Source organism: Vibrio sp. 11986-1-5 (assembly GCF_963878025.1).
Taxonomy (GTDB): domain Bacteria; phylum Pseudomonadota; class Gammaproteobacteria; order Enterobacterales; family Vibrionaceae; genus Vibrio; species Vibrio injensis.
The window spans coordinates 40,225-65,756 of sequence record NZ_CAWNVW010000044.1 but is presented as its reverse complement, the minus strand read 5'-3'; the positions used below and the strand labels follow the sequence as shown (position 1 = coordinate 65,756).

The window sequence follows — 25,532 nt, the reverse complement described above, 5'->3', positions numbered from 1 at the left end:
CAATGAAGCAGAAGATAATTAAATCGACCTATGATATCAAAGATAATCATTAAGTGTTTCAATGTGATGCATCATACTCAACTTTTTGGGGACGCCTAAGCCATGATATGTCCCATTCTTGTGAATTTTTAAATACTCTTGGAACCCAAGTGTATTTTGGTTGAGACTAGGAGTCATATTCGCAAAATCAATCAGTTCCTTTAGCGCTTCCTTAAATTTACCTGCTGGGTCACTTTGATCATTTGGATTTTTAGTTGATAAACAATGTTTAACGTACATATTACTATTTGATTCATCAATATAGGTTATGTGAAGGGCGATCACAAAAGCTGGTCCTCCAGAAGTAGACCAACTGTCATCAATTGTTAGAAAATCACCAAATCCGATTTGATTTTGAATAAGTGGTTTTTTGTATGTAACGTGTGCATCTGAGAAAAACTGAGGTGTTCTGCTATAGTCTGCATTTCTTGGTTTTGCAGGGAAAGAGCTACCTACAATTACGCTAGCTGGCAATGAGTTACTAAAATGATGAGAGTATCTATTGAGGTTTTGGATAATATTGGCCACTGCTTTTGACGTATGTGCAGTAATATTGGTTTGTATATCTTCTTCGAAGTATAGCGAAAACTTTACGTCATCGTGGTTTAGCTGTTGTAACAACGTTTGGGCATATATGACATTTTGATTATTTAGTCTTACACAAGGAATGAATGATACACCACGGGCAGAGATTTCAATATTCAGATGATCAGGTGAGTCACTAGCTAAATCACCAACTTGTGGATTTACTATAATGTGAGGAATCACATGATGTTTATTTAGGACTTCAACTGTTGCACAAAGTAGGTCAATTTTATCATTGATTGGCTCAATTATTGGGCGAACTTTGGCTGGGTTTAATCTTGGAGCTACTTCTCTAAGAGCCGCGAGTTCAAACTGCTTCCCTCTCATGAATGGAAAATACATCAAACACCTCTCTATTAAACTGATTGCAATTCAATAGTGATAATATGATGTTGTCTTTGTTTTTTTTGTGAATGTTGTAACTAATGCCAAGATTCTTCATTGATTTAGGTAATTTGTCGATAAATTTGTGATCATTACGACGGTGTATTTTAAGGACTCTTTTGAAATGCTCGTTGGCTTCAGTTGTATCTAGCGCACAGAAAATATCTTTACATACACTAAATAGCTCTGTTTGATGGCATCTAGGTTCTGTTCCAATAACACTGCGTGCTATATCCACATACTCATTTTTTCGTAGAGTATGAAACATTAAATCAGTATCGAAGTTTGTGTTTAAGGGGGCTTCAATTTTACGGCTTAACTGATTTTTGTTATTAGATACTAATATGCCGAAGCTTGGCATATTTTTTTGAATCTTGAGTAAAGAATCAAGATGTATTTCATGGGTCACCACATACGTTCTATCAAAAGAAGAAGTATAAGCCGCTAATTGTTCAGGTAAGCGTTTTAATGAATCAAATTTAGTTTTGATTTCATAGCATGTAGAGTAGCCATTGATGATGACACAGTCTGCTTTATTTGTTCCGATGCGTAATTCGCTTAGCATACTCGCGGTGTTCATGGAATGTGTGCCTAATAAAATATTATTAGCAATAATGTTTTTTATAACGTATTCATTAGGGTAATGCTTACAAAGCAATGTATATGCTGCTTCGAAAAGTTCACAAAGAGTTTTCGCATGATTTAGCGTAGGAAAATCACTAGTAACATCATGCACAAGGCTGAGATCACCCTGAGCAACTTTAGTTATGTTTGTACTAGTAAACATTTTTGCTAGTTGCTTATAATTCATGGTGTTATCCGATTTTTGTTGGAGCAAAACTTTAAAATATACAATCTATACTAGTATGCCAAAGGCGAGGATTCTAGATTATAGGGAGGGCTAACTCAATATAAATGCTATAAATTTGAGATTATGCAAGTAAATTGAAGAACCGAGTACTTACAACATTGATTAAATGCTCAGCTCAGTGATTATCAATGTACGAGAGGCTTTGACTAAGAAACCGCCATTTGTCTTATTTCCCCCTCATCGTCGTTTAACCATAAGGGGGAGCCTAATTAAGCTATTCCTTTTTCCTTTGCCCACTCAATCACTTTTTGGTATGAGCGTCGGCCTTTCATTCCCTCAATCGGTGGCGGGAAACCTAAGTTCTTCGTCCAGCGCCAAAGCGTTGGCTGGCTGATACCAAAAGTGGATTTTATTTCTTTATCGGTAATAAATGGTTTGAATTGATTATCCATGAGTTTCACCTTCTCGGTATTATTCAAGCATGATATGACTGGCGTTGAGTGCGTCATCGCCGCGATTTAGTCGTCACTACTGTGTGAATCAATAGCACCGTAATGTTCGAGCGCATCCTTCACGGTTTGTGCATACCACTGAGAGTTTTCCTTCATAGTTGGCACTCTTTTTCGATTAAGTTCTCGAGCTGCACCGGCGTAAGACTTTTCAGTTAAATAGGCCAACTCAACATGAAAGCGTACCGATGCCCAGTGCTGATAGCATTTTGCTTGGTAAGCTTTACCTCCGTTAGTGCCTTGGTGAACTCTTGTTGCATTGGTATGGTCGTTGTTTATTTCCATTGTCGTTACCTCAACAATTGTTTGAGCTTTTCTCGTCCCTTATCATTGTAGAAAAAGGTTTCGATTTGTTTGCTGCTGTTTGCTGCCTGACTTAGCCTCCATTGACCGTGATCTGCTGTTTTGAGGTGGTTGGCATTGGCTATCTTGCCGACTCTCTGTGCGGATATTCCTAGCTCTTTTGCTATATCGGTTGCGGAATAATGGCGATCGGTGATCACCGGTATATTGAAACCAGATTGAATGAGCGCATGAATTGATGATTCACTCAACCTACATACAGCAAGAAGCGAAAGCGCGGTGTCTAGCGCACAATCTTCACAAAGTGGTTCCGGTTTTGATGTAATAGCGATTTTTTTGCAGTGGCTACATTGCATTGAGTTACCTCCCAGCGTTGATAGCAATGTAGCTACTGGGCTTTGCTAAAGCAGGGACTGTCAAATTGATAATGCGTTAGCTAGTTTTTCTGAAACTCTTTCAGCGTCGTTCATCATGCAAGCTTCGCTTATCGTTTCACGCAACGTTGCAACGCGTTCGCGTAGTTCATTGCATTCCGCTTCTTTGCGTAAAGCGTAATCCCTTAATGTTTCGTGATCGCCAATATCAGTTGGTATCGGAATAGAAATATTTTGCTCTTTCATGCTGCCACCTGCTTATTCATCATTTCTAAGATAACGTTACCTTGCGCGATTAAATCATCACGGCTTAGTCGCTCTATTGGTCGGCGCTCCCATGCCCAAGACTTGTCAAAGATGACCACGGCAGAGGGGAAGCCTGCCGAGCTTGGCTTGTCTTTTGCTGTTTCTGGCACAAACCAACCAGGCGCTTCAAATCCAACGCGACCTTTAATGAATTGGATAAAATCTGCATCTTCTGGCCACCACGATTCTGAAGTCGCTGCTTTGATAAGCAGTATGATTTTCGCGTCTTCATCACGCTGCTTTCGACACCATTCAATGATGTGTTCCATGCCTGTGATGGCGTTCTCGTCATCATCGAAACAAGGGCGAGAATAGGGCGGGTTACCGTAGGCGGCGCTACCGCCAATCTTTCTTAAATCAGCGGCTAAGTTTTGGGTAAGAGCGTTATCGGCAGCGGTGTAGTAATTCGGTAAAAGGGTGTTGCAATCGTCTGCGAAGATGTCAATGACAATTGAGCCGAGACGAGCACTAAAGGTACTGAATAAACCCCAAGCGATTGCTTTTGGGGTTTGCCATTGATCACCAATCTCTTTTAATTTATGGCTTGATCGGCTTTGGGTTTCGGCTAAAGCCTTAGCGTAGTGGTTCATTGGTCGTTACCTATGCTGCTTTTTGTTTAGATAATGGCTGCAAATTCGCTTCAACAAGCGCTTGAGCAACCGGAGGACATACCGCATTACCGCATCTTGCCACTTGGCTTGCTTTGCTTATTTTCTTGCCTTGTGAGTTATGAGTGATTTTGTAATCAGACGGGAAACCTTGAGCTGCAAATAACTCATTAGGTTCAAGCATACGCATGCCGATATCAACAATTTGATACTGCTCACCGCGAACCGTAACTAAACCAAAACGGTCTTTTGTTGTTACAGTCCCCAGTGGCGATTGAAGATCTTCACCAAAACTAGTGCCATAATATTTGATAAGAAAGGCTCTAACTTCACCAAGATGAAAACCACCGGCTGAAATTGTGTGCAGCGGTTCATCTGTTGGGTGACCTACGTTTGTTCCACGCAGTTTAACCATGTGGCTGGTTACTAGTGCTTGCGTATTTGCTGTGCCAGGTCTTTTTTGTTCGCCACCGGATGTGATGGTATGAACTGGCGTTTCAATATCATAACCAACACTTCCAGCTCTAAACTTTGTCATGAATGCCATAACTAGTGCGTTATGATCAGTCGTTGTAACGGTCGCTAATGGCTCTCTTAAATCTGAACCAGTAACGCCTGTGTAGTGCTTGGCAATAAATGCGCATTCGTCGTTAACAATGAAAGGTGAATCAGAACTAAAGACAAACTTTTCCAGCCCCTTGGCGATGCGTTCCATTGTTTTTTCGGCAAGTGGTTTTTTTCTTCCGAAGATGGATTTAACAGGGATTGACCAGTCAATAATGTCTGCTGCAGTCGCGTAAGGGATTAATCCTGAACCTTTTGGGCCGTGTGTGGGTGCTGGCCAATCAATCGGTTTGTTGTCATTTCTAGCCACTAGGAAAAAACGCTTGCGAATGGTTGGCGCGCCATAATCGCAAGCACTTAAAACGCGATAATCGACTTTATAGCCCAAGCCTTTTTCTAAGCGGTCATAGGGAAAGCAGCTTCCCAATGCTTCGCGAATTTCTTCCCATGCGGGATGATTTTTTTCCAATCCAGTGGTGAGCACTTTTAAGAAAGCTTGGAATGTTTCGCCTTTACGATTCGAGCATGGTTTGAACTTACCCGGCTCAACTTCTACCACTGGCCCCCAAGTCATAAACTCTTCAACGTTCTCAAGCATTATGATGCACACTGGAACTAATGCAGCCCAACGAATTGCAACCCAAGCAAGGCCGCGAATGTTTTTATCAACGGGTCGATTACCCTTGGCTTTAGAGAAGTGCTTACAATCCGGCGAAAACCAAGCTAAACCAACAGTCCGGCTTTCGCACGCTTCGATTGGATCAACATCCCAAACCGACTCGCAATAGTGCTTCGTTTCTGGGTGATTCATTTTGTGCATATCAATCGCTTCGGGATCGTGATTGATTGCGATATCGACATGACGGTTAAGGCCAAGCTCCATCCCTGTGGATGCGCCACCGCCTCCGGCAAAATTATCTACAACTATTTCGTTAGGTAGTATCATTTGGTCGTTACCTTAATAAAAGCCCTCGATTGAGGGCTTAGACGATATTAGTAGGAGAATGAGCCGATAAACGTTGTAATGACGATGTCGTCATCAATAAACTGGCTGGTCAGTTTCTCTTTAAACTCTTCGCCCATTTCTTCTTCATGCTGTTCGAGTTTTTTGATACGCAGAATTAATGTTTCGTTGCCAATAGTGCTCATACGTAGTTCAAAGTGGCGCTCATTTAATCCTAAATAAGGTTCACAAGAGAACTTAAACACCGCTGGCATGGGAAACTCTTCTTTAGTGCGAACAGCAATGGACTCGTATTCTGATTGATGGTGACTAAAATCATCTACGTTGGATTCGCGACCAGATTTGGCTTCGAATTTCATGTTACGCACTGCTGCAGAAGCCACGGAATTCTCAATAAGGTCACCCGTAGTTGAAAACACTTGGATCAGTTCGCTGTAATCTTCAATCCATTCAGCCAGCTTTTTCTGATTTAGGCGCTCCCCATTGATTTCTAGAAGTGCTTTATATGATGCCGTTTTACGCAGGTTTAATTTGGCTTGGTGCTTACAGTGACCGGGTTTCTGCATGGTTCCAATATCGAAGATCGTGATGGCTGACATGCGCTCCATCCCTATGAAACACTGATTACCCTCGATTTGAAACTCTTCATGGTACCGCACAAACTCAGCGATATTGCTCGTTTCCATGACGCCACGGAACAGGTTACGGTGTGGCATGAATTTTTCTAAATCGTGTATATTGAACGACTCAGGCAGGGCGGCAACTGGAAAGTCAGCTTTTGCCAATTGATTTAAAAACTCTTTCGCATTACCGGCTTCTTGGATTTGTTGAATGGCGGTTTTGTCCATACTCATGGTTTTTCTCTCTTTACTATTCAGGGGGAGGGGTTAACGTACTTCGCGAAGCTGTTTGGAATCATCAAAGATGAGCTGGCCGCGAATATCTTCTTTGGGGCGATCGTAGGTAAGCTTGCCGCCTTTACCTACAAATGCGATTGAGGTGTACTGAAAATCTTCATTTTTAGTACCAAAACCTGTCTTGGGTTCTTTCACCGACATGTTGACGGTAATTTCTACCATTTCATTATTGGTACCCATGGGTTTTAGTTTTAAATCGATTTTCACATTGCCTTGTTTATCACTGTACGAGACAGCTCGCGCAACGTTCGATAGAGCTAAACCGACAACGTTAGAAATAACCCCGCCATCGAGCTCTTGCATTAGCTTTGGAAAATTGGTGGTACGGTCCTCAATGCTGAGGTTCCCTGATTCTGGTTTGGACATAAAAACGCCTCTCTATTTAGTGAACGGTGATACAGAGAAAGAGGAAAGAGACGTTCTTCGCTTCCCTTCTTTCTAAAATTTGGTCGTTACCTTGCTTAAATGACTTGGTAGCCCATGGTTTCAAGCCAAGCTGCGGCTTTCTCGTAACCAATGGCGCTAAGTAGGAGTTCTGTATCAAAATACTCGGCGGCATCATCTTCTGAAATGGAGTTGATAACATCTTCAACCGGAACTCCTTCGGCGATCACCTCAATACCATGGTGGGTTACCTTGTCGGCGGTGAATGAAAGTTTTGTTTTAGGCATGGCTGTATTTCTCCATTAATCTGCGAGCGCTGTATAAGGCGTTACGTGATAGCTCTGCTGAAAGTAGAGATTTTAATGCTGCGACTAGCTCTGCTTTATCCGATTCAGATTGCTCGAGCTTATTCGCTAGGTTGGCGATAATGTCTTCATTGCTCATTACAACTACCCCCACGCAATAACTAAGCCCATATCAACAAATTGAAGCTCTTTGTAATAAAGGCTAACTTTGAATCCGTTTTCTCGAAGAACTCGCAAGGCATCTTTCTCGGCTTGTGACAGTGAATTTTCATCGTAAAGCCACTGGGCATAAGGCAGTTCGCGAATCGTAATTTGCTTGGCCTTATTGTTTGCTGCGGATAAGATTTTATCTTCAAGAAAAGAAAGATAATCGGACGTATCTGGGCCGCTAAGGGCATAGGCTTCTTTTGCGGTGATCATTGGTCGTTACCTCCACTCAGGGGCTAGTCCCTAAGTTGATTTAAAAAGAAAGCCACTAAAAAAGTGGCTTGGTTTGACTAGGAAGCTTTAAGCATTTCCATTGCTTCGCTGTATCCATCCCAGTTATCAACACCGGCAGCGAATAGGGCATCGAGTAAATCTGACTTACGTACAAGCTCGTCATATTCACCAGTTGTGATAGTGATGGTTGCTTCTGGGTTTGCTTTCTCATCAAGTAGAATACTCATCGTTGATTTGAAAGGCTTTACCTCTGCGCTTTCGGCTTCGGCTAACACTTTTCTAGCCGCTTCTAGTCGATTTTCTGATGGAGCTTGCGGAACCTCAGCTATTGCTTTATCAACGGCAGAGTCTTTCGCTTGCTGCTGAGCAAGGGCTTGGGCCTTTTGGCGCTCTTCCGCTTCTCGCTCTTTGCGCAGCGCTTCCGCTTTTTGCTCGGCCTCTGCTTTCGCTTTGGCTTCCTCTTCTTTACGGATGCGATCGCGTTCTGCTTGAAGACGTTTTTCTTCGGCATCTTTGTGCTCAGCGATACGCAATTTAACGAGCGTTGCAAAGTCTTCCGGTGCTTTAAAGGCAATTTGCGCCCAGTCGTTAAACAAGAAGCGGTGCTCACCATGTTGATTGATGATATCCAAGTTAGCTTGAACCCCATCTTTTAGTTCAGACAGTGCAACTTTTGCTTTGGCTAGCTCGTCATTGATGGCGCTCTGCATGCTTTCTATGTTGCGCTTACCTTTAATGGCCGCAGCAAAGTCAAACTTAACGTTAAATGGCGCGTTGTACTTTGTTGATGCTTCATTAATAAGTTGCTGAACTTCGTTTTTTGCACTGAGAACCAACTCAGTTTTGATTTCCTCTTTGCGAGACTTAACTTGTTTATCGAGCGCTAAACGAGCTTGGCGAATGTTCTCACTGATAAAGCCAAGGTCTTTTACGAAGCTATCAATGCTTTCTACTTCACCGAGAACCTGCTGAGACATTAGCCCAAGTTTATCTTCTGCCGACTTAAAGACCTTAACCATGCTTTCTGCGTTGGCAAAGTCTTGGTCTGTCTCTAGCTTTTTCTTAGACTGTTCGACCAGTTCCAGCGCTTTGGCTTTGTACTCATCTAGGTTACTGATGATCGCAAGGCCGTTCATTTTATAAGTAACAGCGGGAAGATCTTGAATGATCTCGGCGGTGACCACTGGCTTGCTTTCCTGAGTGATTTCACCGTTTGCTAGCTTTTGCTTGTACTCTACTAAGTCAGCCTTGAACTGCTTTAAACCTGAAATCATCCAGCTTTGTACTGCTTCGTCAGGTCGGTAATCCATTTCGTGCCAATTTTGCTCGGTACCATCACTGGCAATGAATTTGCAAAGCGCTGCGCCAGATAAAATTAACTGCTGCTCCATTTGAACAACATAGTGTGTATCTAGGCTTTGCTCTGCAATTTTGACGATCAGCTTGCTGTTTGGGGATTTATGCTCGAAAGCTACATCGCCATCCATGGTTAAGCCATCCAGTGAAGCGAGTAGGGTAAGCCCTTCACACTCACCGGTAATGGTCGCTGGATAAAGTTCCTCACCGAGTTTGCCTTCAAGAATTGGACGGGCCATTTCTTCAAAGCGGTGACCATCGGCAAAGATTTTCTCTTGATAACCACTGATTTCAGGCTTAATGCCGGTGGCTTTCTCATACATCAGTTGATCGCGAGTTTTGTATGGTGAGCAACCAAGGGCTGCAGAGACTTCTGATGCAGTGAAATCAACAGTGTCACGAAGAGCATGCCAGGCATCGGTGCCTTGTTGAACGTTATGAAATTGGATATTAGTGACTTGCATGGTTACTCTCCCACAACTTGTTGGATTTGTTGCTTCATCTCATCGGTAAGAATGGCTTTTGATTCCACCATTGAAATGATGCGTTCAGGCGTATTGCGTCCCGCCTCGATCATGGATTTCCATTTTGGGAAGTTTTTGTCGAAATCTTCCTGTGAGTAAAATGATGGTTGTTTTTCAGGGGTAACATCACGCTCAGTCGGCCTGCTATCAACGGGTTCTAGCTCGTCAGGCGTATAAACACCGAGAATGACGTCAGGGCAGTAGCGTCTTGCCCATTTTTTAACGGCAACATAAGTGATTTGTTGCTGTGGGTCAGTAGCCCATTGCGTAGAGTTTCTAGGCCAGCATTGCTTTAGAAGTACATCAATACTTCTTGGTTTACTTTCACCTTTGATTGTTGCGTAGACTTTAACACCAATACCATCTTCATCTTTTTCGCTCCAAGAAGGCTTGGTGTATTTGCCATTTGGCCCATCGACAACGTTAAATTTGCCAATAACGTTTTCCCATGGCCCGAAAAACTCGAACTCTAGGCGATCTTCAGTCGGGGCAATAGAGGTCACCACGGCATTTACTAGCTGGCCTTCGTAACCTAAATTTCCATGCACAATATGCGTTTTTTGCGCCACCGCGTATGGGTTCATTCCCCATTGCATGGCCTGCATTGATACAGCAAGGCAGTCGCCAACGTTGCCAGCCAAGTGTCTAGGAACGGTCACTTTTGAGCTGGCCATCATTTCTGCCAATCGGCATAAATGGGTGAGTGTATCGCCGTTCATCCATGAGTCTGGGCGAACAGAAACGCCGTGGTTTTCCTGCGAAACTTGTAAGTCATTCATTGGTCTTTACCTTCAATTTAAATTAGCTATCTGACGTAGCTCAAACTGAGCGATTTGTTGCTCTGTGATTTGGTCGTTGATTTTTTCACGGTAGGTATGGATAACTTTTTGCTTATTGATTTCTATGTACTTCTCAAGCAGTTCGTTGAAATGCTCTTGGTACGTTTCAAGTGCAATGAGCTTATGGCTACTCATCATGGGTTCGAACTGGACGGTTAGGATGTTACGAGTAAGCCCATACATCATTTTTCGGGGAAGATCTTGCTCGTACATCCAATCCACAAAACCACTTAACGAGAGTCCACAAAACTCACGGTTAGATTTAAGTCTGGCTAAGCCGTCATCAATGAAATGATTGAGTGCTTGTTCTTGCTCTTCGGGTACTAGATTTAGAGTTTTCACGATGTTATTCTCCTTTGCGTTGGGGCTTCTTGGTCGTTGCTCTAATCGCCAGTGGACAGTGTTCATTGGTCGTTACCTTCAAACCGCCTAGGCGGTTGGAGTGGGTTTCTTGGTCGTTATCCGCTCCCCGATAGCCCCGCTTATGCGGGGTTTTTGGTATAGGTAGGTTAGTGGTTAGATAAAGGGGATCGCGCACTCTGGATTCGAACCAGAAACTCTCCGTGTATCCCTTGCAGCTAGCATACTTATTGAAGCACTTGCAATTGTTTCAAAGGCGGGGGACTGCTTTATCCGATTAAGCTAATGCGCGTATAACCATTTGGGTGTCAGAAAGCATTAAGAATAGGTATCAAAAATATCTAGAACGCTTCGAGCTAATTGAGGAAGAGACAACTCATCAACGTCTACTTGAGCGGGGCGCAAAGTTGCGTCTGTGAGCGCTAAATTAGAAACTTCATACTTTAGCCAATGCTTAAAAGAATCTGGCGACATGGTTTGTTGAGTAATGTCGCTGGAGAAATTCATAAAGCTCATTTTTCCTTTCTGTGCAGTAACCAGCTCAATAATTTTCTCTGCCGAACCAGAAAGCACTTCAATGCCCAATACAGTGAACGTGATGTTATGATCATGCTCTGGAATGCCGCGTAAGTTATATGCATCAACTACGGCAGGCAGTTGCAAATGAACGCCTATGTTGTGGTGTTCAGCAAGCTTTAAGAAACCCGCAAAGCCAGCTATGGTGATTTGTCCGTTGTTCGCAACTAAGCAGAGAGTTAGGCGTAACATATCGGCAGGGGATTGTGATTTCATTAAGCCGCTAATATCGGCCACCAATCTGTCAAAATGACGATAAGCTATGAACGGCTTTGGCTTACTAAAAATGAATCGATGCTCCTGCATAAATCCTCCTTGTGATTTGAAAGCTCTTTAACGCAGTTTCATTAGGCTTTTCGGCTTTTCCTTAGTCCACTGTCCGAACATTAAAGAGCTTTCAAATTGGCTCTGTTACCAAAGCCGATTTGTGTTTCTACCTCACCGCCGAAACTAGGCGGGGTTATGCGCTTATCGGGTCATCCTCTCGGTTAAGCCATTCCAGCACTGTTAGCAACTTGGTTCTTCCAAGCTTTTTTACCCGTTATCTATAGGGGCTAACATCCGGTCGCCGATAGAGGCGCATAAGTCTATTTCACGAAATTTGTGTCGCCCATTCGTGGAGCTTGGGCTGACCTCTACCCTCATGTTTGCCAAAGAGGGTAGTTATCGTTCATGGTCCAAATTGTTAAAGAGCTAAGGCGGTTTGCCTTGGGATGAATTAAATATACAAAACGTACACGGTCCTATCAATACAAATTGTACATTTATTTTTGTTTTGATTTAAAATGTGATCGATTTTGCAAAATGGAGTTAATAAAAAACCGCCTGAATATGGCGGTTTTAGGTGGAGTTTAAATTTGGATAAAACTTGAGCTGGCTACGATCGCTGGTTCGTTCTTGGACAAAAATCAGTCAGTGACCTTGCTAGATTAGTAATCAATAGATTACTTCAAGTATAAGGCAAGATCTGGCCCTATTAGTATGTGCGGCGCAGAAATTCTTTTCTTGTCACGTATGCGGTATCAACAGCTATCTGAATGGTTGCCATTGATGTATTCTTATCAGTTACGAAAGCGTTTCTTTGCGAGAGATGGCGCTTAATATTGAACACAAAAGGATTGATAATTTAATTATTCAAATAAAATCGTCTTCCTTGTTCCCATACACCAAAATTATTAAAGTGGATTGATATATGACCTCTCAATTACAAAAAGAAATAAATGCAGCTCGAATGCAAGTTCATACGGACTCTTACCCTATGTCTATAGGTGAACTGGTTAACCTATATGATGATGGTGAAATAGATATTCACCCTGAATTTCAACGCGTATACCGATGGTCAGAAGAACAAAAAAGTAAGCTAATCGAATCTATAATTCTTGGGATTCCACTGCCATCTATTTTTGTCGCTCAAAGAAATGATGGCGTTTGGGACGTTGTAGATGGCTTACAACGTATATCTACTATTTTATCTTTTATGGGAAAACTGAAAGATCAAAATGGTGATGTCATAACACCATTAAAGCTCTTAGCGACTAAATATTTACCAGCTTTAGAAGGAAAAGTATGGGAAAACCTCCATGATCGCTCATCAGAAATTGATGCTGACATTAAGCGTGTTTTTAAAAGAGAAAAGCTCGATATCAAAATCATTAAACGAGAAAGTGAAGGTGATACAAAATTTGAGTTGTTTCAACGATTGAATACGGGTGGCTCACAGTTATCAGACCAAGAGGTTCGTAACTGTATGCTACTTATGCTTAATGACAAAAGCTATACATGGCTTAAAGAGCTTTCAAAAAATCACAATTTTGTTGCTGCAACCCCACTTTCTGATAAACAAAATGAAGAATGTTATAACCAAGAGTTAGCACTACGCTTCGTGATTCAACGTCATTCTAATGAGCAAACAAAAAAAGAACATAGTGACGTTGCCCCATACTTAAACGCCGAGATGACACGCTTATTCAGATCGGATTCTGGATTTGATTATACCACAGAGAAAGATGTATTTGATCGTACGTTTGATTTATTCAATAAAGCGTTAGAAGACGATACATTTAAAAAGTATAACCATGATAAAGGGCGTTATGAAGGCGCAATATCCCTACCAGTCTACGAAGCTCTTACTGTAGGTGTCTCAAATGTAGTTCAAACAGCACGCAAGTCTGATGCAGACATCATTAAACTCATACATGAGAAATCAAAAGCACTTACTGAACACCAGCGATTCATTCATGTTTTAGAGAAGAGAACTCGACCTATAGAGAGAATGTCCCTCATGGCTGAACTAGGCAAGGAATTGTTTAAATGAAGGTAAGGTCTTTAGAAGAGCTTGAAGATCAACTGGATAAAGACCTTGCTTGGAGAAAGAAGGAGTTCACAACTCTGAAGTTGTTAGTTGGATCCAGAAGAAACCATGAAAAAAGGGTTTTAATGAGGGCATCAATTGCAATGTTGTATGCTCATTGGGAAGGTCATGTAAAATTCTGTTCTCAAGTTTATTTGACGTATTTAAAAAATATTGCTCCTAGTTACAGTCAAATGACTGATAATTTTATTCAAATGAGTCTTGGTGAAAAATTTAAAGAAGGATTTTCGATTAAGCGTTTTACTTCGCAGAAGCAAGTATTCGATTATTTGACTCAACAACAAGATGTAAAATTTGATGTAAACGAAAGTGTGGTTATAGATACTGAATCAAATTTAAAGTACGAGGTTGTTTTCAACATACTCAGCCAGCTTGGCTTAGATACAACCGTTTTTGAATTAAAAGAGAACTTCATTAATTCCAAACTGTTGAAATGTCGCAACGCAATAGCTCATGGAGACAGGCTAGGTGATGAGGATTTAGAAGAAACACATCAAGAGCTAGAGGATGAACTTTTAGTAATGATAGAAACTTTTCAAAATCTAGTAAGAAATGCTGCCGAAAATAAAGCATATTTAAAAAGGCATGCCTAACTTATATTTTAATCAAGAGGAATTTCTTTAACCACACCCACTGTAAGATGCCTTAACCGAATACGTTGGTTTAGAAATTCGTTAGTTGCCTCTGCTCTCAATATTCTCATGAGACGTTGGCAACTACGAAGCGTATTATCTCGCGGTTTAATAACAATCATATGATTCTCAACAGCAATTGGTTCTTTAATCATTATGATTGTTGCAGAGGCTCTATAGCGATCTGTTGGACTAGAAGTTCGCTTAACAACGACGAACGGACCAGTAATAACTCTACCTGAAAACTTTCTCTTTTCAGGTAATTGCCTTAATGTTTCCCAAATGGGTGCATTTTTCGGATGTACGTATGGGTGCTCTGGTCCTTCTTTCGGATCACGATATCCAACCAAAGGACCAATGCACACGTCAAAGTCATCCCCCAGTTTTCTGCCCACTTGTTTCTCAGTTTCATCAAACCAAGAAACTTTATTATCGTTTTCTGAATAAATCCCTTTCAACAAAAATACATCAACATCTGCTTTGGAGCTAAATCTACCCCAAATATTGCAGTCACCTTTCATCTTTGACGACACGAAATTGCGAAATCCTTGATAACGACTTCCGGAACGGAGTACATCTGGAAGTATCGCGTGAATTTCGCACAAAGGTGGTAAAGTTCGCAATAGATGATCCATTACAACACCCGCAGAATTGACTTTCCCTCTTTTCCAGTAATTAGTCTTAGGAGATTCCCATGCAGTAAAAGGTGGGTTAGCTATAACATGAGTAACACCCATTAAATCATCTGACTTTATATTTAAAACATCTTTGGCCTTAATATTATCAAGACAAGCTAGAGCATCATCTATAGAACAATCACGCCGAACTCCTCGTCTTAGCGCTTCAATTACAATTCTTAATTTGGCAGCTTCAATAAAAGATTCATGAATATCATAACCACAGAGTACTCTACCCCACCGTTCAATAGTGATTGATAAGGTTTCTTCTACATCTAAAAATCTAGAACACTCGATCAATAAGTTTCCAGCCCCACACGTTGGGTCGAGGACAATTGAATCAAAATTTATTCTAGTTTGAAAATTACTAAGAACTTCTGTTGCTAGTTGCTGACCAGTAAAGAAACTACCAGCTTCTCTCATCTCTTCAATCGTTAAACACTTACGCAAAACGTAATCGATAGAGTCTAAATCAACTAACTCACTAGCTGAGTTTACATCTAACTCATCCAGATTTTTTTCAAAAAAATATCTTAATGTGTGATTATGATTTAGGAACTGATTCATTGTTTGTGCAACTGCAGAAATTGAAAGACGTAATATATCATAAAATTTATCCATCAAAAGACATGATTCTTTTATCTTCTTGATTTCTAGGGAGATTGAGTATTAGGTGATGTTGGGTTTCTGCAGGAAAATCATCCACTTACAATTGTGCTTGTTTAATTGTCGGACAATCAAACATCTATGAATCCTTTGGGGAAACAAAGAATGAAAGTGTAAAAATCCCCTAAAATCGGTGCATTCCTGATTAGAGTTCTCCATGTAGTTAGAACTTCAGTCCAAGGAAGACGAAGTAGCTCGCTATGCAGTTTTCCGGACTCCTAAGAGGCATCATTAATCTCTTTTTTAGTGCTTGTCTACAGAAATAAGCAGTATATTCTTCTGCTATACGAAGTGGACAGGGTGACCGCATGAGTTATCACATTGTTAATATCAACATCCTGATAACTTATTCTGTGTATCAAAAACCACTTGACTGGTTAATTATCAAACAAACCCTAAAAGCGATGATTGCTAAAAACAGGCTTTGATACATTAGGTGTAACATTTTACAGCTATTTTCTTAACAAGAAAGCAACTCATGCGGTTGCCCTGACGAAGTGGATTTGTATTCCCTTGAGTTCCAAGCTCTTGTTATAACGTTCTCGAAAAATCAAACCATAGTGGCAACTTCCTACTTGGATCTACCGTTGTTGATGAACAACGGCTAAAACCAGCACCAACCATTATTGATGCTCCATGGTATGAGCTATCTTGTTTCCAAAGTACAGAAGTAAATCCTTGCAATGTAGGAAAATCTGGTATATTTCGCATCAATTCATTGGATTAGGAATAAGATTATATTCCTTCAAACTATACAGTAAACCATTCCGAAAGGACGGCTCAGTGCCAAAAGCGGATCTTTAATGCTACTTTTTAAACTACGTTGGTCGGGTAAGTAGCGAAAACACGCCTCCCGACAATAATGATAAGAAAGCCCAACTTACCGCGTTAATGTGTGACCCCATTATTACCTATTGGTTTTTTAGAGACTAAAAACTGCTTGTTTTAGTCAATGCACCAACTATATAATTCAATGACTTAAAGAAACCTAACGACTGTATATTGGGGCAGCGTATTTTGCGCGTTTAACGCTTTTTCAATGTATCAGTAGTCGGACAAGGATGCTCGTCTTGCGCTATCTAATTTTATTTTTGACGTTCTCTATCGGTTTGTTCAGCCCCTCAACATGTTTTGCTTCTGATGCAGCTAATCAAGCCGCAATACAATCTCAAACAGTAGTAGACCAAACGTGGCTGATTAGTCAGTTTATCGAGCTGCAAGCTAAAAGCGCAAAACTTGAAGCGACGTTACAGCTACAGAGTGTAAGCAGAAGCGATTTAAAAAATGTCGAGGCAGAGCTAAATAGGCTGCAAGTTCAGCTTGTTGAAGTGAAAGAAAAGCTAACCGCACAGACTGAAAACCAAGCTAAAGAACTGGCGTCTTATGACCGTAGGATTGGCGACGTTAGTTGGAATACCAATATGTGGGGTCTCATCCTGAGTGTTTTTGGCGCTATCATTACAGTTGCTGCTATCTTTTTAGGTTTTACGGCTAAAAATCGTGCGGTTGCAGAAGCACAAAAAGAAGCGCAGAACTACATCAAAACACAAAGTTGGAGTCTTCTTGAAGCACAAGAACAAAAATTCAAAGACGAGCTAAAAAAGCATTCGACTAAGTTTGACGAGCTCCACGGGCAACAAGAAATCCAAGGAAAGCTTATTCATGTGCAAACTATTTTTGATAAAGCACGTGAAGATTTTAATGACAAAAACTACGGTTTTTCACTTTTAGTTTTTGAAAAGGTATTGACTTATATCGGATCTAATACTGATCCAAGATTGAAAGATTTCGCCTGCAGAGCGTTATTTGCTAAAGGCCTAGCCCAAGGCCAGCTAAATCAGTCTGAGCAAGAAATCCAAACCTACAATGACTTAATCGCTTACGTTGGTGACGACCAAACGCCGGCTTTGCAAGAGCGGGTTGTGAAGGCCATGCTCAACAAAGGCGTTAGGCAAGGCCAGCTAAATCAGTCTGAGCAAGCCATCCAAACCTACAATGACTTAATCGCTTACGTTGGTGACGACCAAACGCCGGCTTTGCGAGAGTATGTTGCCACGGCTTTTAATCAAGTTGGGTTTACCTTGCTATGCCAGAGTAAGCCACTGATTCAGAAAAGTGAGTTTAACGGTGCTAACATACTCCTCAATCAAGCCTTAGAAAAATTTGAATTGGCGATTCGCGAGCACGCCTCTGGTATCTATATTGGCAACAAGGCATACGCCTTAGCGTTATTAGGTCAACTTGAAGGATCAGAGCAGATGTTTGCGAACGCTTTACGCGCAGAAGTGAATGGCAGTGAAACCTTGTACCAAGGCACGCTTAAGGATTTCGATATCCATCCTATAGAACAAGACAAAGCCTTCCGTGAAACCGTTGAACAGCAGTGGGTCCTCTATCAGCAAGCGCTTAAAGTTAGCGGCGAATAGATTACTTGAAAGTGAAAAGTGGGGTCGTCTCTTGCAACTTGCAGCATTGAAAAAAAACCAACAGGCGACACCCTTCCCCCTTTTATCACACCTGAAAATAGATAACTGATGAGCAATTCATTTCATCGATAAAATGAAAGGCGGGTTAGGCCATGCATATCCTATGTCGCCGTTTATGTTCACATCAATTGATTATTTGAGGATTAATCGTGATTTTAGGGGCGCTGGGAGAGTCCAGAGAGGGGCAAGCGACAGCCCCTTTTTGGTTGCCGTCGCCAATGCGACAAAAAGCTGAGCAATGGAATCATGGTAAATGTTCAATTGCAGTGCTTCTCAATATAAAGACCAAAGATCTTCTATTCGCTCATTTGCGACGCTCGACTAAACACGTTTTGGGGCAGAAACTTGCTAGCAGTCTCTCGAATACTCAACGAAGTAAGGCTGGATCGAGTTGATTCTTAATCGATAAAACTGAGAGCTATTTAAAATAGTTTTAACTTAGCATCCACAACCACACCGATGATGCGGCAGTTTCCATTCACTGACATGATAGGGTAGTTGGTATTTAAGGGTTTTAGAAAGCGCTGCCCAGCATCAAGGACTAGCTTCTTGAAAGTAGCTTCGTTGACATCTTCTAGCTTCGCTACCACTAAAGAGCCATTCTCGTGATCGCGCTCAGTATCGACTAATACTAACGTCCCTTCGGGGAAACTAACTCCCGTTGCAGATGTCATTGAGTCGCCTTCCACCTTTAACCAAAAACAGCGCTCGCTGGTTCTCTCGGTAGTTTCATGCCACTCACTAATATCTGCCAAGATGTAAGGTTCACAAGCTTCTGTCCATGCACCGGCCTGAACTGAGCTAAGTACAGGAAAGCATGCCTTATATACAGGTTGAATCTCTACCTTAGACACGTTGGCTATTACTTGATCGGGATATTCTAAAGTACCGTCAGAGTGTAAAGTTAATGAATCGAGCTTTAATGCTTTTAGTATTTTTGCGATCTGTTCTAAGGAAGGCTCGCGCCTTTTATTTAGCCAATGACCTATCCCACCAGGAGTTACTTCAACTAACTCGGCCAATTTTTCTTGGGTTATCCCCACTTCTTTAATTCTGGCTTTTACCAGATCTGTCCAATTCATTTTCATACTCTTAAATATACAAAATGTACAAAAACAGGCAACGCACACTATGTACATTATGTTGATGGTTTTGTGTACATAATGTATATTGTTGGTTTGGTGCTACCGGAGGTGGAAAAATGCAGCAAATTAGAGAGATAAGAAAAAAGGTAAATATCTCTGTTAATGACCTAGCTGAAATGATTGGAACTGAGCCAGGTGCCGTTTATCACTATGAGTCAAATAGAAGGACTCCGGATTTCAATCAGTGCTGGAAGATTGTTAATGCCCTAAACCAACTCGGTGCACATTGTTCATTCGATGACGTATTCCCCAACCCAAAACATAAAAATAGTTTAACTACAAGCAAGCCGCTAGACGGCCCCTATCAAAAGGTAACGACCAATGAAAGTGACCAACATCCTAGAAAAAATCGAGAACTTAAAGATAAACCGCATGGTCGGCATGGAAGGACTGCCGTTTGACAAAGTGCGGGTTGCACAAATTAAGACACGTTTTACTTATGGTGAGAGTGCGTTTCTTTCCGCGATAGCTAATGAAGTCAGCGCTCAGAAAGCGGTGCTTTGTAATGTGTTGGTGATCGAGGCGGTGATCGCACTTTTAAACAGTGAGCCTGATTTAAAAGATCGGGTAATGAGTGCATGGGAAAAAATGGGAGGTGAACGGCTGGATTTCTTCGAACAACTCGAAAACCACAAACCATATACCGTGAATGGTGATTATACCGTCATTCACATCTCTTCATCACACGATCGCGGGGTTAAATATCAACATGAGCAATAACACTACAGGGCAGGCGAGAAAGCCTGCTCTTAATCATAGCGATTTTGTGGAATTAGTCGTTGAGCAAGCCGCTATTTATTCTGGCGAACGCCGCGATCAGATCCGCGCAAGAATGGCTGAACAAATGCTAGGGTCGGGGACTGATAATCCCTTTGATTTTTCGAGGAAAGTTGAAGGAGTGCACTAATGCGCTTTTCCCTATTTATTAATCAAGCTAAAGCGATGGAATGGGGGCTGAATGTTCAGCAGGCCATTCTATTTAGCTACTTACATGATCTCCCCACGTGGGGGAAATGTACGGTCATTAATGGGGAGGCATTTTGGTGGTCAGGCAAAGATAAAGTTATTTGTGAACTTCCTATCCTGACGGATAAGCCTGATACGGTGAAAAGACATATGGCCGCACTTGAAAAGGCAGGCTTAATTGAACGTATCACTCATCAAAATCGCCCTCTTGTTCGAATAACAGACAAAGGAAAACAGTGGAATAAACATGAAGGAGATGGGGAAAATAATCCCGACCAAGGCGGGAAAAATATCCCTACTAGGTCGGGAGAAAAATCCCCACTAGGTAGGGAAAAAAATCCCGCATATAAGAATACCAGTGATCAGAGTATCAAGATCAGTAAAGAAAAAAGTAAACCAAAAAAAACAGAATTCGATTTTTCTTGCTGGCCATCACCTCCGAGCGATCAAGTCTTCCGTGACTGGAAAATCATGCGCGACAAAAAACGAGCGCCTATCACTCAAACCGTGATCAACCGACTGGCATCAAAACTCTTCAAAGCACACCAACGACTCGGCATGAGCGTCGATGATGTACTCGGCCTTTGCGCTGAACGAGGCTGGCAAGGCTTTGAAGTGGATTGGATTGAACGCCTTGTGCCAATCGCCCCAACGATGGCAGAGCAGAACTCGCCACCTAAAAAACCACCTCGACTCGAACGCTGGCCAAAACTTAGTCCCTCGGAGCGGTTTCGGCAGCAGCTGATTGAGCAAGGAAAAAAACCAACGTTTTGATTTTAAAGGTAACGACCAATGACCATTAATTTTACCGATGACGAATATCGGCTCATGCGAAACGAGCTGAAAGCGAGTGCAATAAATTCACTTATTCGATTGATGCCGATGGAGCGGGGAGACGCCATCTTCCACATTTCGCGAGTTTGCAATGTGTCTTACGGAGCGGTTCGAGAATGGACCAAAAACGGTGCGCCAAGTAAACACGTCAACACACTGCTTGAGCTTGCCAAAAGTCACGATATACGGATTTACCGTTATCAGCTGTTGCCAACCAGAGCCGTGGTTAATCACTGGCTGAACTGGTGTTATGAAATCGACAAAGATCGCCATGTATCTAAACATCTTTTTCAGCACTGGAAGGCGAGCATGAAAAAGGGGCGGGTAGCATGAGTTTAGAGCAGTGGAAGCGTAGCAAGTACGCTGAGCGGATCAATTTCAGTTCCTCACAGTTTGGTCGAGTCGTCGCCGTCATGGTTGATAGTGGCAGCTGGCATACGCTGCGTGAGATTGAAGAGATGATCCACGCGCACTATCCAGACAGAGATACCCAAGCCGCCATTTCTGCAAGGCTTCGAGAAGTCAGTCCCTCAAAACATGGTTTGGTGAAGCAGAAAAACTTGCAAGTGGTGAACAAAAAACAGGTCTGGCGCTATCGTTTAGTTCCGGCACAGACGCTCTGGAAAGTCGTAGAGAAGATCGGGGTGGAAGTATGATTAAGTCTCGTTTGTTATCGATGTTTTTTATTGTGTCGATTGTTGCTATTGCAACCGGATTCTTGCTTAGCAACGCTCAACTGTCTGACGGGTGGAAAGCAATAGGCTCTTATGTTTGCGCATGTGTTTCTGCATATACGCTGTATTGCATTTCTGGTGAGTCTCAGCGTAACGATCGGGAAGATGACGAATGAGCCTATCTCTTGTTCGAAGCAAAACGGGAGGATTGGCCCCTCTCTCACCAGAAGATGATGAAATAATAAAACGCTACCGAGTTGGTGATGTGATTGAGTTTCCCAAGCTACCTAATAAGGTTCGAAATCCGCAGTTTCATCGTAAATACATGGCGCTACTCAAGCTAGGTTTTGACTACTGGGAGCCAATAGGTGGCACGTTATGCCCAAGCGAAAACAAGCTGCTGGATAACTATACCGGCTTCTTATCTGAGCTACTGGGTTACGAAGACGTGCTTGAGGAATGCCAAAAAGCATTCACGACTAAGTTGAGAGAAAAAAGATCTAGCTATGCGACGGAGAAAAGTTTTCTTGCTTATCGACGTTGGGTCGTTGTGGAGGCTGGGTTTTATTCGGTGATCATGCTGCCAAACGGTGCTATTCGCAAAGAACCGAAATCCATCAGCTTTGCCAACATGGATGATCACGAATTTAACGAGCTTTACCGTGCCTCGTTCAATGTGATTTGGAATCAGATTGTAAGACCAGGCGGTTATCTCGGCAGTGAAGCAGAGATGGAAAACGTAGTTAATCAGATGTTGGGGTATGTATGACACTTGTTCGTAGTCAAAAAATCATGCAGTCGGCGCGAGGTAAGCCATGCACTTTGCGCTTAGTGGGTATTTGTAACTTCAATCCTGAAACTACAGTGGCTGCGCATATTGGTGTTCGCCGAGGTATGGGAATTAAAGCCGGTGACAACATGGTGGTTTACGCTTGCTCTGATTGTCATGCCGAGATTGATCGACGAGGTAGGGAGGCTTATGCCGCAGACAAGCTAAGGGCGATGGAAGAGACTCAAGAGAGCATGATTGAACAGGGGCTTTTGGCATTTTCATGAATCCTTATGATATTGAGAAGATAGCCGGAAAGCATGTCACGATGGTTGGTGATAAGGCTAAGCGTAAAGTGCGCGAGATAGAAACCGCTGAGTGTCGAGCGTTTTATCAGTGGGCGCAAAATACGGTGATCGACGACATTATGATTGCTGACTATCTCACTCACATTCCCAATGAGGGGAAGAGAGGCCCAAAAGCGCGCAAAGACTTTATCGAGATGGGCGGCACTTCCGGTTATGCCGATTATGTATTTGATGTGGCCAGATGTGGTTATCACGGCTTGCGCATCGAAATGAAAGCGCCAGAGCCCTACCGTTCAACTATCTCTGACGCACAAAAGGTAATGAGCGAAAAACTCATCAAGCAAGGGTATCTCACCGTATTTCCGAAGGGTGCTGAGCAAGCAAAACAAGTAATTATTGAGTATATGACAGGTGATCTATGAATTATGCCGTGGAATTGTTGAGCAAGTTACACTCCCCCAAGCCAATATTCATCGAAAGAAAATCAGGACAAACACGGTTAACGCCAGATGTGATACTTGGGGCGATATCAACAGAGCTGCATGGGTATCCTGTAGGACGGGTGATTATTGAAGCGCGTTATCTTAACGACCTTGCTGCAGAGAAAACCTTGTCTGCGCATATTCTCGATAAGGTAAAGCAAGAGCACGTTGCTCACGCTTCAATTGTTGCGCATATCGTTTATTGCCTAGTAATGCAAAAACCGCTTCATTCTCAGCGCGTTAAATTACGTTCCTTGCATAAGCAATATGGGGGAAGGGCAAAACGCTCTCAAAAGCTTATTTCAACATGGCGCGAGCGCATTAAATCTATGGAGCGTTCAGGTAACGCTAAGTTGCAGTACATGATAGATAGGCATCTTGATGATATCGAAAAAGAAAAGCAGCAGCTTTTATCCTATGCAGAGCTAAAAGCAAGTCAGTCCCTGAATTGCCCAAAATGCGGTGGGACTGGCATTAGCGCCAACAAGGGATGTGATGCGTGTGATGGGATTGGTTATTTTAAACCAACGCGAGAGCGCATTTACTCAGAGTTTAGACAGATGGGAGCACGTATCACTGAGCAAGATTTTACTAGAACCTATCAGCCGGTGATCACCGATCTTGTTTCGTTTTATTGTCAGTGCGAGCTAAATGCAGCAGATGCGCTAGAAAACAGACTGATGGCAGAAAGGACGGTGCTTTAGGGGATGTTTTAGTCATTAAATTGCATAACTTTCGAAATGCATCACTATTTATTTTAAATTGAAGTGATAGATTAAAGTCGGCATTCTGGAGGGACTAATACTGCCGTCAGAACAATGAGTGTTATGAGTAATCCGGAATTACATTTTAATCAACAGATGGTTAGGTTATGGGTGACAATAAAGAAATCGAGCAGTTAGCTAACAAGTTAATTGAATTAAAACGTCAGATTAAAACCCTTTTTCATCAAGAAAAGTTACTAAAAGAAGAAATTAAACCTCTTTTGCAAAAACATGGGTGTGTAAAGTTTGACTATGGAAAAGTTTACTATGGTGAATCTAAAGGAGCCTCAACATTTAGTCGCTCAGAGGTGCTTTCCTATATTCGTGATAACTATGGCGATGAGTTAGCTGATCAAATTGATGAGGACTGCACTAAGGTCGGAAATCCAAAACAGGTAGTTTATATTACGCTAAATGATTTATAAAAAATGCCTCAGTGTAGACAGTCAATGTGTGGCATTTTTACTATGCGTTGGTTTTAGTGATTAAGGTGGTATTCGGGAGCTTCGGCATTGTTTTACTCACACCTTAACAGGGGGTTATATGATTGGAGAGATAGGTTTGACAGAAACACTAAATATTGTTGATAAAGCTATAAAAAGGCTGGTAGCTCCAGTTGCAATGTTTTTGGCGGCAGGTTTAATAAGTAAAGGGTTAGGTAGCCCAGATTCCAATGAGATTGTTATTAAATCAGTTATGGTTCTTCTAAGTTTATCTGCCTTTACGTACATGATATTTTCATTTAAGGAGGCATGTGAAGCTTTTTGCGACACCAGAAGCAGTGCTCTAAAAAGTGTGATTTTTATTTTCTCATTTCTGTTAGTTTACGCTGTCTTGGCTTTTTCAGCTATTTACATGGGCTTTGATAAAATCACTAACGTATGACATGCCTCAATTATAAAAAGAAACGCATGGTATTTATGCCATGCGTTTCTTTTTGTGGTTACAGCAGTTTATGGTTGCAATGGTTACCTTATTCACACCTTGACCAAGTGTTAGTTGTTTATAAAAGTTCGCATGTACCACTGACTGTACAAGTTGATTTTTTAGTCATATACTTGTCTTATTAAGTGTACATGTGGAGGTTTTATGAGAATTGTATCTTTTACGGAAGCTCGAAATAGCCTAAAGAGTGTTTTAGATGCTGTCGTTAATGACGCGGATACAACCGTGATCACACGTCGTGATGCTGAAGATGCCGTTGTTATGTCACTGGATTATTACAATAGCTTAATGGAAACGGTTCATTTACTTCGTTCTCCGGCAAATGCTGAGCACTTACATCGTTCAATCGCTCAATTTAAAGCGAGTAAGGTGAGTCAAAGAGATTTAATTGATGAGTAGTCGTTTATTATCTTGGACTGATGAATCTTGGAATGATTATGTTTATTGGCAGACGCAAGACAAGAAAACACTTAAACGTATAAATAAACTCATCACGGACGTTAAGCGTTCGCCTTTCGATGGCATAGGTAAACCTGAATCACTAAAAGAAAATTTATCTGGTTTCTGGTCGCGACGAATAGATGATACGAATAGGTTAGTCTATGCGGTTGATGATAGCGCTATCACTATCATTTCGTGCCGTTACCACTATTAGTGTAGGTTG

At 41.9% G+C, this 25,532-nt stretch carries 36 protein-coding genes; 17 read left to right on the top strand and 19 right to left on the bottom strand.

Annotated features, from left to right (window positions below):
- Positions 1-36: 36 nt before the first annotated feature.
- The 17 genes from AACS00_RS10355 to AACS00_RS10275 form a co-directional block, all read right to left on the bottom strand.
- Positions 37-966, bottom strand: coding sequence for a sce7725 family protein (locus AACS00_RS10355; RefSeq protein ID WP_110167350.1), 930 nt, complete (start codon positions 964-966; stop codon positions 37-39).
- Entirely contained in the window at positions 932-1,819 is an 888-nt protein-coding gene (locus AACS00_RS10350) for a sce7726 family protein (protein ID WP_110167349.1), read from the bottom strand. The genes AACS00_RS10355 and AACS00_RS10350 overlap by 35 nt, the downstream gene beginning before the upstream one ends.
- A 269-nt stretch (positions 1,820-2,088) precedes the next feature.
- A complete protein-coding gene (locus tag AACS00_RS10345) occupies positions 2,089-2,271 on the bottom strand; it encodes a helix-turn-helix transcriptional regulator (protein ID WP_110167348.1) in 183 nt (60 codons plus the stop codon).
- 66 nt (positions 2,272-2,337) lie between these two features.
- On the bottom strand, positions 2,338-2,613 hold the full coding sequence (locus AACS00_RS10340; protein WP_110167347.1) for a hypothetical protein: 276 nt from the start codon (positions 2,611-2,613) through the stop codon (positions 2,338-2,340).
- A gap of 5 nt (positions 2,614-2,618) precedes the next feature.
- The gene (locus AACS00_RS10335) at positions 2,619-2,987 is read right to left on the bottom strand and encodes a hypothetical protein (protein ID WP_110167346.1); all 369 of its coding nucleotides are present in this window, start codon (positions 2,985-2,987) and stop codon (positions 2,619-2,621) included.
- A gap of 60 nt (positions 2,988-3,047) precedes the next feature.
- The gene (locus AACS00_RS10330; protein WP_110167345.1) at positions 3,048-3,251 is read right to left on the bottom strand and encodes a hypothetical protein; all 204 of its coding nucleotides are present in this window, start codon (positions 3,249-3,251) and stop codon (positions 3,048-3,050) included.
- Positions 3,248-3,901: a phage N-6-adenine-methyltransferase gene (locus tag AACS00_RS10325; RefSeq protein ID WP_110167344.1), complete on the bottom strand. Its 654-nt coding sequence runs from the start codon at positions 3,899-3,901 to the stop codon at positions 3,248-3,250. Before AACS00_RS10325 ends, AACS00_RS10330 begins: the two co-directional genes overlap by 4 nt.
- 10 nt (positions 3,902-3,911) lie before the next feature.
- The gene (locus tag AACS00_RS10320) at positions 3,912-5,429 is read right to left on the bottom strand and encodes a DNA cytosine methyltransferase (protein ID WP_110167343.1); all 1,518 of its coding nucleotides are present in this window, start codon (positions 5,427-5,429) and stop codon (positions 3,912-3,914) included.
- A 47-nt stretch (positions 5,430-5,476) separates the two neighbouring features.
- A complete protein-coding gene (locus AACS00_RS10315) occupies positions 5,477-6,301 on the bottom strand; it encodes a DUF2303 family protein (RefSeq protein WP_258306855.1) in 825 nt (274 codons plus the stop codon).
- 33 nt (positions 6,302-6,334) lie between these two features.
- Positions 6,335-6,730, bottom strand: a complete 396-nt coding sequence (locus AACS00_RS10310) for a hypothetical protein (protein WP_110167342.1) — start codon at positions 6,728-6,730, stop codon at positions 6,335-6,337.
- Positions 6,731-6,825: 95 nt separating this feature from the next.
- The gene (locus AACS00_RS10305; protein ID WP_110167341.1) at positions 6,826-7,035 is read right to left on the bottom strand and encodes a hypothetical protein; all 210 of its coding nucleotides are present in this window, start codon (positions 7,033-7,035) and stop codon (positions 6,826-6,828) included.
- A complete protein-coding gene (locus tag AACS00_RS10300; protein WP_161426223.1) occupies positions 7,028-7,192 on the bottom strand; it encodes a hypothetical protein in 165 nt (54 codons plus the stop codon). Before AACS00_RS10300 ends, AACS00_RS10305 begins: the two co-directional genes overlap by 8 nt.
- Positions 7,193-7,197: 5 nt before the next feature.
- Positions 7,198-7,473 (bottom strand): hypothetical protein, encoded by a 276-nt coding sequence (locus AACS00_RS10295; protein WP_110167340.1) that lies wholly within the window; start codon positions 7,471-7,473, stop codon positions 7,198-7,200.
- 77 nt (positions 7,474-7,550) lie between these two features.
- Positions 7,551-9,314: a lambda-exonuclease family protein gene (locus AACS00_RS10290; RefSeq protein ID WP_110167339.1), complete on the bottom strand. Its 1,764-nt coding sequence runs from the start codon at positions 9,312-9,314 to the stop codon at positions 7,551-7,553.
- Between the two features lie 2 nt (positions 9,315-9,316).
- A complete protein-coding gene (locus AACS00_RS10285; RefSeq protein WP_110167338.1) occupies positions 9,317-10,153 on the bottom strand; it encodes a RecT family recombinase in 837 nt (278 codons plus the stop codon).
- Between the two features lie 12 nt (positions 10,154-10,165).
- Positions 10,166-10,555, bottom strand: coding sequence for a hypothetical protein (locus tag AACS00_RS10280; protein WP_110167337.1), 390 nt, complete (start codon positions 10,553-10,555; stop codon positions 10,166-10,168).
- Positions 10,556-10,891: 336 nt separating this feature from the next.
- Positions 10,892-11,455 carry a hypothetical protein gene (locus AACS00_RS10275; RefSeq protein WP_110167336.1) on the bottom strand — a complete coding sequence of 188 codons (564 nt, stop codon included), beginning with the start codon at positions 11,453-11,455 and terminating at the stop codon, positions 10,892-10,894.
- Between the two features lie 886 nt (positions 11,456-12,341).
- Between AACS00_RS10275 and AACS00_RS10270 the strand changes: the two genes are divergently transcribed.
- The gene (locus AACS00_RS10270; RefSeq protein WP_110167335.1) at positions 12,342-13,463 is read left to right on the top strand and encodes a GmrSD restriction endonuclease domain-containing protein; all 1,122 of its coding nucleotides are present in this window, start codon (positions 12,342-12,344) and stop codon (positions 13,461-13,463) included.
- Positions 13,460-14,113, top strand: coding sequence for an MAE_28990/MAE_18760 family HEPN-like nuclease (locus AACS00_RS10265; RefSeq protein ID WP_110167334.1), 654 nt, complete (start codon positions 13,460-13,462; stop codon positions 14,111-14,113). The genes AACS00_RS10270 and AACS00_RS10265 overlap by 4 nt, the downstream gene beginning before the upstream one ends.
- Before the next feature lie 8 nt (positions 14,114-14,121).
- On the opposite strand, the gene AACS00_RS10260 is transcribed toward AACS00_RS10265, so the two are convergent.
- Positions 14,122-15,450, bottom strand: a complete 1,329-nt coding sequence (locus AACS00_RS10260) for an N-6 DNA methylase (RefSeq protein WP_219968414.1) — start codon at positions 15,448-15,450, stop codon at positions 14,122-14,124.
- A gap of 1,115 nt (positions 15,451-16,565) precedes the next feature.
- On the opposite strand from AACS00_RS10260, the gene AACS00_RS10255 reads away from it, so the two are divergent.
- Positions 16,566-17,921, top strand: coding sequence for a hypothetical protein (locus AACS00_RS10255; protein ID WP_110167333.1), 1,356 nt, complete (start codon positions 16,566-16,568; stop codon positions 17,919-17,921).
- Between the two features lie 482 nt (positions 17,922-18,403).
- On the opposite strand, the gene AACS00_RS10250 is transcribed toward AACS00_RS10255, so the two are convergent.
- Positions 18,404-19,063 carry a LexA family protein gene (locus AACS00_RS10250; RefSeq protein ID WP_309048869.1) on the bottom strand — a complete coding sequence of 220 codons (660 nt, stop codon included), beginning with the start codon at positions 19,061-19,063 and terminating at the stop codon, positions 18,404-18,406.
- 119 nt (positions 19,064-19,182) lie between these two features.
- Between AACS00_RS10250 and AACS00_RS10245 the strand changes: the two genes are divergently transcribed.
- From AACS00_RS10245 to AACS00_RS10180, 14 genes are all read left to right on the top strand, one after another.
- Positions 19,183-19,527, top strand: a complete 345-nt coding sequence (locus tag AACS00_RS10245) for a helix-turn-helix transcriptional regulator (RefSeq protein WP_110167330.1) — start codon at positions 19,183-19,185, stop codon at positions 19,525-19,527.
- Entirely contained in the window at positions 19,448-19,846 is a 399-nt protein-coding gene (locus AACS00_RS10240) for a hypothetical protein (RefSeq protein WP_181397543.1), read from the top strand. Before AACS00_RS10245 ends, AACS00_RS10240 begins: the two co-directional genes overlap by 80 nt.
- Positions 19,836-20,033, top strand: a complete 198-nt coding sequence (locus AACS00_RS10235) for a hypothetical protein (protein ID WP_110167328.1) — start codon at positions 19,836-19,838, stop codon at positions 20,031-20,033. The genes AACS00_RS10240 and AACS00_RS10235 overlap by 11 nt, the downstream gene beginning before the upstream one ends.
- Positions 20,033-20,866 (top strand): hypothetical protein, encoded by an 834-nt coding sequence (locus AACS00_RS10230; protein WP_110167327.1) that lies wholly within the window; start codon positions 20,033-20,035, stop codon positions 20,864-20,866. The genes AACS00_RS10235 and AACS00_RS10230 overlap by 1 nt, the downstream gene beginning before the upstream one ends.
- An 18-nt stretch (positions 20,867-20,884) precedes the next feature.
- On the top strand, positions 20,885-21,259 hold the full coding sequence (locus AACS00_RS10225; RefSeq protein ID WP_110167326.1) for a hypothetical protein: 375 nt from the start codon (positions 20,885-20,887) through the stop codon (positions 21,257-21,259).
- Complete coding sequence (locus AACS00_RS10220; protein WP_110167325.1) at positions 21,256-21,582, top strand: hypothetical protein; 327 nt, start codon at positions 21,256-21,258, stop codon at positions 21,580-21,582. Before AACS00_RS10225 ends, AACS00_RS10220 begins: the two co-directional genes overlap by 4 nt.
- Positions 21,583-21,772: 190 nt before the next feature.
- Positions 21,773-22,369, top strand: a complete 597-nt coding sequence (locus AACS00_RS10215; RefSeq protein WP_110167323.1) for a DUF1367 family protein — start codon at positions 21,773-21,775, stop codon at positions 22,367-22,369.
- Positions 22,366-22,656, top strand: a complete 291-nt coding sequence (locus AACS00_RS10210; RefSeq protein WP_110167322.1) for a nuclease domain-containing protein — start codon at positions 22,366-22,368, stop codon at positions 22,654-22,656. The genes AACS00_RS10215 and AACS00_RS10210 overlap by 4 nt, the downstream gene beginning before the upstream one ends.
- Positions 22,653-23,099 carry a VRR-NUC domain-containing protein gene (locus tag AACS00_RS10205; protein ID WP_110167321.1) on the top strand — a complete coding sequence of 149 codons (447 nt, stop codon included), beginning with the start codon at positions 22,653-22,655 and terminating at the stop codon, positions 23,097-23,099. The genes AACS00_RS10210 and AACS00_RS10205 overlap by 4 nt, the downstream gene beginning before the upstream one ends.
- Positions 23,096-23,863 carry a TIGR02642 family protein gene (locus AACS00_RS10200; RefSeq protein ID WP_110167320.1) on the top strand — a complete coding sequence of 256 codons (768 nt, stop codon included), beginning with the start codon at positions 23,096-23,098 and terminating at the stop codon, positions 23,861-23,863. The genes AACS00_RS10205 and AACS00_RS10200 overlap by 4 nt, the downstream gene beginning before the upstream one ends.
- A 167-nt stretch (positions 23,864-24,030) precedes the next feature.
- Positions 24,031-24,348: a hypothetical protein gene (locus tag AACS00_RS10195; protein WP_110167319.1), complete on the top strand. Its 318-nt coding sequence runs from the start codon at positions 24,031-24,033 to the stop codon at positions 24,346-24,348.
- Positions 24,349-24,466: 118 nt separating this feature from the next.
- Positions 24,467-24,808 (top strand): hypothetical protein, encoded by a 342-nt coding sequence (locus tag AACS00_RS10190; protein ID WP_254618174.1) that lies wholly within the window; start codon positions 24,467-24,469, stop codon positions 24,806-24,808.
- Positions 24,809-25,012: 204 nt separating this feature from the next.
- Entirely contained in the window at positions 25,013-25,267 is a 255-nt protein-coding gene (locus tag AACS00_RS10185) for a type II toxin-antitoxin system Phd/YefM family antitoxin (protein WP_110167317.1), read from the top strand.
- Positions 25,260-25,523 carry a Txe/YoeB family addiction module toxin gene (locus tag AACS00_RS10180; protein WP_110167316.1) on the top strand — a complete coding sequence of 88 codons (264 nt, stop codon included), beginning with the start codon at positions 25,260-25,262 and terminating at the stop codon, positions 25,521-25,523. The genes AACS00_RS10185 and AACS00_RS10180 overlap by 8 nt, the downstream gene beginning before the upstream one ends.
- Positions 25,524-25,532: the final 9 nt, after the last annotated feature.

Bases quoted from the DNA above. Each gene is read 5' to 3' on its own strand.
- AACS00_RS10355 (WP_110167350.1), bottom strand. From the start codon at position 966: ATGTATTTTCCATTCATGAGAGGGAAGCAGTTTGAACTCGCGGCTCTT.
- AACS00_RS10350 (WP_110167349.1), bottom strand. From the start codon at position 1,819: ATGAATTATAAGCAACTAGCAAAAATGTTTACTAGTACAAACATAACT.
- AACS00_RS10345 (WP_110167348.1), bottom strand. From the start codon at position 2,271: ATGGATAATCAATTCAAACCATTTATTACCGATAAAGAAATAAAATCC.
- AACS00_RS10340 (WP_110167347.1), bottom strand. From the start codon at position 2,613: ATGGAAATAAACAACGACCATACCAATGCAACAAGAGTTCACCAAGGC.
- AACS00_RS10335 (WP_110167346.1), bottom strand. From the start codon at position 2,987: ATGCAATGTAGCCACTGCAAAAAAATCGCTATTACATCAAAACCGGAA.
- AACS00_RS10330 (WP_110167345.1), bottom strand. From the start codon at position 3,251: ATGAAAGAGCAAAATATTTCTATTCCGATACCAACTGATATTGGCGAT.
- AACS00_RS10325 (WP_110167344.1), bottom strand. From the start codon at position 3,901: ATGAACCACTACGCTAAGGCTTTAGCCGAAACCCAAAGCCGATCAAGC.
- AACS00_RS10320 (WP_110167343.1), bottom strand. From the start codon at position 5,429: ATGATACTACCTAACGAAATAGTTGTAGATAATTTTGCCGGAGGCGGT.
- AACS00_RS10315 (WP_258306855.1), bottom strand. From the start codon at position 6,301: ATGAGTATGGACAAAACCGCCATTCAACAAATCCAAGAAGCCGGTAAT.
- AACS00_RS10310 (WP_110167342.1), bottom strand. From the start codon at position 6,730: ATGTCCAAACCAGAATCAGGGAACCTCAGCATTGAGGACCGTACCACC.
- AACS00_RS10305 (WP_110167341.1), bottom strand. From the start codon at position 7,035: ATGCCTAAAACAAAACTTTCATTCACCGCCGACAAGGTAACCCACCAT.
- AACS00_RS10300 (WP_161426223.1), bottom strand. From the start codon at position 7,192: ATGAGCAATGAAGACATTATCGCCAACCTAGCGAATAAGCTCGAGCAA.
- AACS00_RS10295 (WP_110167340.1), bottom strand. From the start codon at position 7,473: ATGATCACCGCAAAAGAAGCCTATGCCCTTAGCGGCCCAGATACGTCC.
- AACS00_RS10290 (WP_110167339.1), bottom strand. From the start codon at position 9,314: ATGCAAGTCACTAATATCCAATTTCATAACGTTCAACAAGGCACCGAT.
- AACS00_RS10285 (WP_110167338.1), bottom strand. From the start codon at position 10,153: ATGAATGACTTACAAGTTTCGCAGGAAAACCACGGCGTTTCTGTTCGC.
- AACS00_RS10275 (WP_110167336.1), bottom strand. From the start codon at position 11,455: ATGCAGGAGCATCGATTCATTTTTAGTAAGCCAAAGCCGTTCATAGCT.
- AACS00_RS10270 (WP_110167335.1), top strand. From the start codon at position 12,342: ATGACCTCTCAATTACAAAAAGAAATAAATGCAGCTCGAATGCAAGTT.
- AACS00_RS10265 (WP_110167334.1), top strand. From the start codon at position 13,460: ATGAAGGTAAGGTCTTTAGAAGAGCTTGAAGATCAACTGGATAAAGAC.
- AACS00_RS10260 (WP_219968414.1), bottom strand. From the start codon at position 15,450: ATGGATAAATTTTATGATATATTACGTCTTTCAATTTCTGCAGTTGCA.
- AACS00_RS10250 (WP_309048869.1), bottom strand. From the start codon at position 19,063: ATGAATTGGACAGATCTGGTAAAAGCCAGAATTAAAGAAGTGGGGATA.
- AACS00_RS10245 (WP_110167330.1), top strand. From the start codon at position 19,183: ATGCAGCAAATTAGAGAGATAAGAAAAAAGGTAAATATCTCTGTTAAT.
- AACS00_RS10240 (WP_181397543.1), top strand. From the start codon at position 19,448: ATGAAAGTGACCAACATCCTAGAAAAAATCGAGAACTTAAAGATAAAC.
- AACS00_RS10235 (WP_110167328.1), top strand. From the start codon at position 19,836: ATGAGCAATAACACTACAGGGCAGGCGAGAAAGCCTGCTCTTAATCAT.
- AACS00_RS10230 (WP_110167327.1), top strand. From the start codon at position 20,033: ATGCGCTTTTCCCTATTTATTAATCAAGCTAAAGCGATGGAATGGGGG.
- AACS00_RS10225 (WP_110167326.1), top strand. From the start codon at position 20,885: ATGACCATTAATTTTACCGATGACGAATATCGGCTCATGCGAAACGAG.
- AACS00_RS10220 (WP_110167325.1), top strand. From the start codon at position 21,256: ATGAGTTTAGAGCAGTGGAAGCGTAGCAAGTACGCTGAGCGGATCAAT.
- AACS00_RS10215 (WP_110167323.1), top strand. From the start codon at position 21,773: ATGAGCCTATCTCTTGTTCGAAGCAAAACGGGAGGATTGGCCCCTCTC.
- AACS00_RS10210 (WP_110167322.1), top strand. From the start codon at position 22,366: ATGACACTTGTTCGTAGTCAAAAAATCATGCAGTCGGCGCGAGGTAAG.
- AACS00_RS10205 (WP_110167321.1), top strand. From the start codon at position 22,653: ATGAATCCTTATGATATTGAGAAGATAGCCGGAAAGCATGTCACGATG.
- AACS00_RS10200 (WP_110167320.1), top strand. From the start codon at position 23,096: ATGAATTATGCCGTGGAATTGTTGAGCAAGTTACACTCCCCCAAGCCA.
- AACS00_RS10195 (WP_110167319.1), top strand. From the start codon at position 24,031: ATGGGTGACAATAAAGAAATCGAGCAGTTAGCTAACAAGTTAATTGAA.
- AACS00_RS10190 (WP_254618174.1), top strand. From the start codon at position 24,467: ATGATTGGAGAGATAGGTTTGACAGAAACACTAAATATTGTTGATAAA.
- AACS00_RS10185 (WP_110167317.1), top strand. From the start codon at position 25,013: ATGAGAATTGTATCTTTTACGGAAGCTCGAAATAGCCTAAAGAGTGTT.
- AACS00_RS10180 (WP_110167316.1), top strand. From the start codon at position 25,260: ATGAGTAGTCGTTTATTATCTTGGACTGATGAATCTTGGAATGATTAT.